This window comes from Rhizobium sp. NPDC090279 (assembly GCF_044769665.1).
In the GTDB taxonomy this organism is placed as follows: domain Bacteria; phylum Pseudomonadota; class Alphaproteobacteria; order Rhizobiales; family Rhizobiaceae; genus Rhizobium.
The window spans coordinates 1-2,638 of record NZ_JBIVYI010000041.1 but is presented as its reverse complement, the minus strand read 5'-3'; the positions used below and the strand labels follow the sequence as shown (position 1 = coordinate 2,638).

Here is a 2,638-nt window from a genome sequence, read left to right as displayed (position 1 = left end):
TGGCAACCATCGTCCGTTCGTCATCTGCTGGATGAGGCGCGTCGGTTCGGTCTCATCCGTCAGTAAGGGCGCGAAACATCAACTTGCCGATCGCTCGGTCTCTTGCCCTGCCTGATTTCGACGGCAGAGCGTCCTATTGAGGTCCTGCGCCATAGAGACATCCGTGCCGGCAAATCGGCCTGGCCGCTATCAATCGCTGCTGACGTCAAAAGCTCGCCGACCATGACAGTTGGAGGACGCTGCGTCGTGAAATATCTACTCTTCGCGACATGGCGGCAGTCGGTCCAAAGCAGCGGTGTTAAAGAATGACGGTTGCGACCAACCATCCCGCCGGCACTACAAGAGCGAGATAGGTGAAGATCATTCCAAAACCTCGTATCGGTCCCGACGACGATAACATTCCGCTCGCGTGCAGAATGCGTCCGATAACCAGGATGATGCCGATCGCAAGAACAACCGCGCTGGGAGCGGCCTGCGCCTCAACGAGAGCAAGCAATATGACACCGAGCGGGACATATTCAGTGAAATTGCCTTGCGCGCGTATGCGGCGACGAAGCACTTCATCGGCACTTTCGCCGATCATATCTCCGACCTTGAGACGTCGTAGCGAGATTGGAAAAGAAAGAGCGACCAAGGCCACTGCGAAAAATGCCGCGAACACTGAAGTGATCGGAAATGTAGCCATTGTCGGCTCCCTAATTTGTGAATGTGCAAACAGAAGCGGCGGGACGGAGGCCAGCGATTTGTTTGCTGACCTCGCCAGAGCTTCACGTCCGGAGAATGGGCTTCACGTCGTTCCTAACGCCCGGCATCAATGATCATGCCGCCGTCGGGCATGAGGCTGTAACCAGTGATGAACTGCGCATCCTTGCTGGCGAGAAACAGCACCACCGGTGCGACGTCATCTTCTGGGGATCCATATCGGGCAAGCGCGTTGGCCGGGGCTGGAACATTGGCAGCCGCAGCACCCCAGGTGTCGGCAACCGGGAGGACGTTGTTGACGGTTATCTTGTCCGGCCCCCATTCACGGGCTGCCACGCGGGTCAGGGCACGTACGGCTTCTTTCGCCATGTTGTAGGGCGCATAGGGCGCCAAGCCGGTGACGCCAGCCATTGAGCCAAAATTGATGACACGACCTTCGCCGCTGGCTTTAAGATGAGGATAGGCGGCCTGCATCGTACGCAGGAAAGCGATCGGGCCTGTATCGAAATTGCGCTGAAGCTGCTCCACCGACAACTCCAGAACGGAGGACTGCACGGCTGACGGGTCAAAGGCATTATTCACCAGGATATCGACGCCGCCCCAGGCCGCAACCACCGTGTCGATTGCAGCCTTGACTGCATCGGCATTGCTGACATCAACGGCGATGCCCAATGCTGTTCCGCCGGAAGCTTCTATCTCGGCCACGACAGTATTGACATTCGCGGGCGTGAGCGAGAGCACGGCCACCTTGGCGCCTTCCGCTGCGAAGAGTTTGGCGGTGGCGCGGCCAATTCCACGGCCAGCCCCGGTAACAATCGCAACCTTACCTTCCAGTCTGTTCATGAGTGTCTCCAATTTTCGCGCTTAAGGGTTCACCGTTGCCTCAAAGGCATACGGCGACGGAACATCGCGAGCGTAGTTCTGGGTCGCGAAGGATATGGCCAGCAGGACAAGACCAATGGCAGCGGGCATTGCACCCTTGACGCTGCGGACGCCGAGATGCGCCATACCCGACAAGACCAAATGATAGAACACGCCCGCATAAGCGAGGTCGCTCAGCGGCAGGCTAACTCGGGCCAAGATTGCAAGCGGCCCAAGTATTTTCACAACGACCATCAATGGCACCAAGTGTGGCACGTGGTATCCGAGATCGGCTTGCGCCTTTGCGACGAATTCCTTTTTGCTGAGGTAAAGAGCTGCTGAGGACAGGTACAGCGCCGACAGGAGCGCCGTACTTATCCAGTAAGTGTAAATCACGGTCATAAGTCATCCTTTCGCCGGGACGCCCCGGCGAATTGTTTGTTTATCTTGCGCTGTCCGGATGATGCGTTGCATCGGCTACGAAGAGCTTGTAGATAATTTGTAGCCTATGATGTTTTCATGCAAGTAGGATGAATTAACGACACTAAGTATGGAAGATCATACTAATGGCAGAACCAGACTTCACAATGCAAGACGAGATGCGCCGAGCCTTCGCGATGCTCTCGGGAAAATGGAAGCTTGAAATCATGTGGCTGCTCCATCGGCGGGTTCACCGCTTCGGAGAACTGCGAAAAGCGATCCCCGGCATCACGCAACATATGCTGTCGGCACAGCTTCGGGAGCTGGAGGAGGATGGGCTTGTCTCACGCACTGTGTTTGCGGAGGTGCCGCCTCGCGTCGAGTACGAAATGACTCAGAAGGCGCTGGGTCTCGGCCCAACGATGCAGGCATTAGCGGCGTGGTGGGAGGAGTATGGCAACACCGTGCCCCCTAAGCCGAGCTTGCGCGGACGGAAGCCCAGGAACATGGGCGCGGGACAGAGATCTAAACGACAGGCGTGAGATCCGGTCTCGTCATCCGGGAAATGCTTATAGGTGTCTGAACGCATTCCGGCCGACCGGGAAGATTCCGATGATCTTGGAAAGGCAAAAGTGTAATCGATACCTTAAAAAGG

4 protein-coding genes are annotated in these 2,638 nt (G+C 56.7%); 1 reads left to right on the top strand and 3 read right to left on the bottom strand.

Annotation, left to right across the window (positions count from 1 at the left end):
- Nucleotides 1–298 precede the first annotated feature (298 nt).
- The 3 genes from ACIQWP_RS31835 to ACIQWP_RS31825 form a co-directional block, all read right to left on the bottom strand.
- A complete protein-coding gene (locus ACIQWP_RS31835) occupies nt 299–685 on the bottom strand; it encodes an MAPEG family protein (protein WP_402796466.1) in 387 nt (128 codons plus the stop codon).
- Between the two features lie 113 nt (nt 686–798).
- Nucleotides 799–1,545 (bottom strand): SDR family NAD(P)-dependent oxidoreductase, encoded by a 747-nt coding sequence (locus tag ACIQWP_RS31830; RefSeq protein WP_402796464.1) that lies wholly within the window; start codon nt 1,543–1,545, stop codon nt 799–801.
- A 21-nt stretch (nt 1,546–1,566) separates the two neighbouring features.
- Nucleotides 1,567–1,965, bottom strand: coding sequence for a DoxX family protein (locus tag ACIQWP_RS31825; protein ID WP_402796461.1), 399 nt, complete (start codon nt 1,963–1,965; stop codon nt 1,567–1,569).
- Nucleotides 1,966–2,129: 164 nt separating this feature from the next.
- Between ACIQWP_RS31825 and ACIQWP_RS31820 the strand changes: the two genes are divergently transcribed.
- Nucleotides 2,130–2,525, top strand: coding sequence for a winged helix-turn-helix transcriptional regulator (locus ACIQWP_RS31820; protein ID WP_402796458.1), 396 nt, complete (start codon nt 2,130–2,132; stop codon nt 2,523–2,525).
- The last annotated feature ends 113 nt before the right edge of the window (nt 2,526–2,638 follow it).

Coding starts and splice junctions, on each gene's coding strand:
- ACIQWP_RS31825 (WP_402796461.1), bottom strand. CDS start 1,965: ATGACCGTGATTTACACTTACTGGATAAGTACGGCGCTCCTGTCGGCG.
- ACIQWP_RS31830 (WP_402796464.1), bottom strand. CDS start 1,545: ATGAACAGACTGGAAGGTAAGGTTGCGATTGTTACCGGGGCTGGCCGT.
- ACIQWP_RS31820 (WP_402796458.1), top strand. CDS start 2,130: ATGGCAGAACCAGACTTCACAATGCAAGACGAGATGCGCCGAGCCTTC.
- ACIQWP_RS31835 (WP_402796466.1), bottom strand. CDS start 685: ATGGCTACATTTCCGATCACTTCAGTGTTCGCGGCATTTTTCGCAGTG.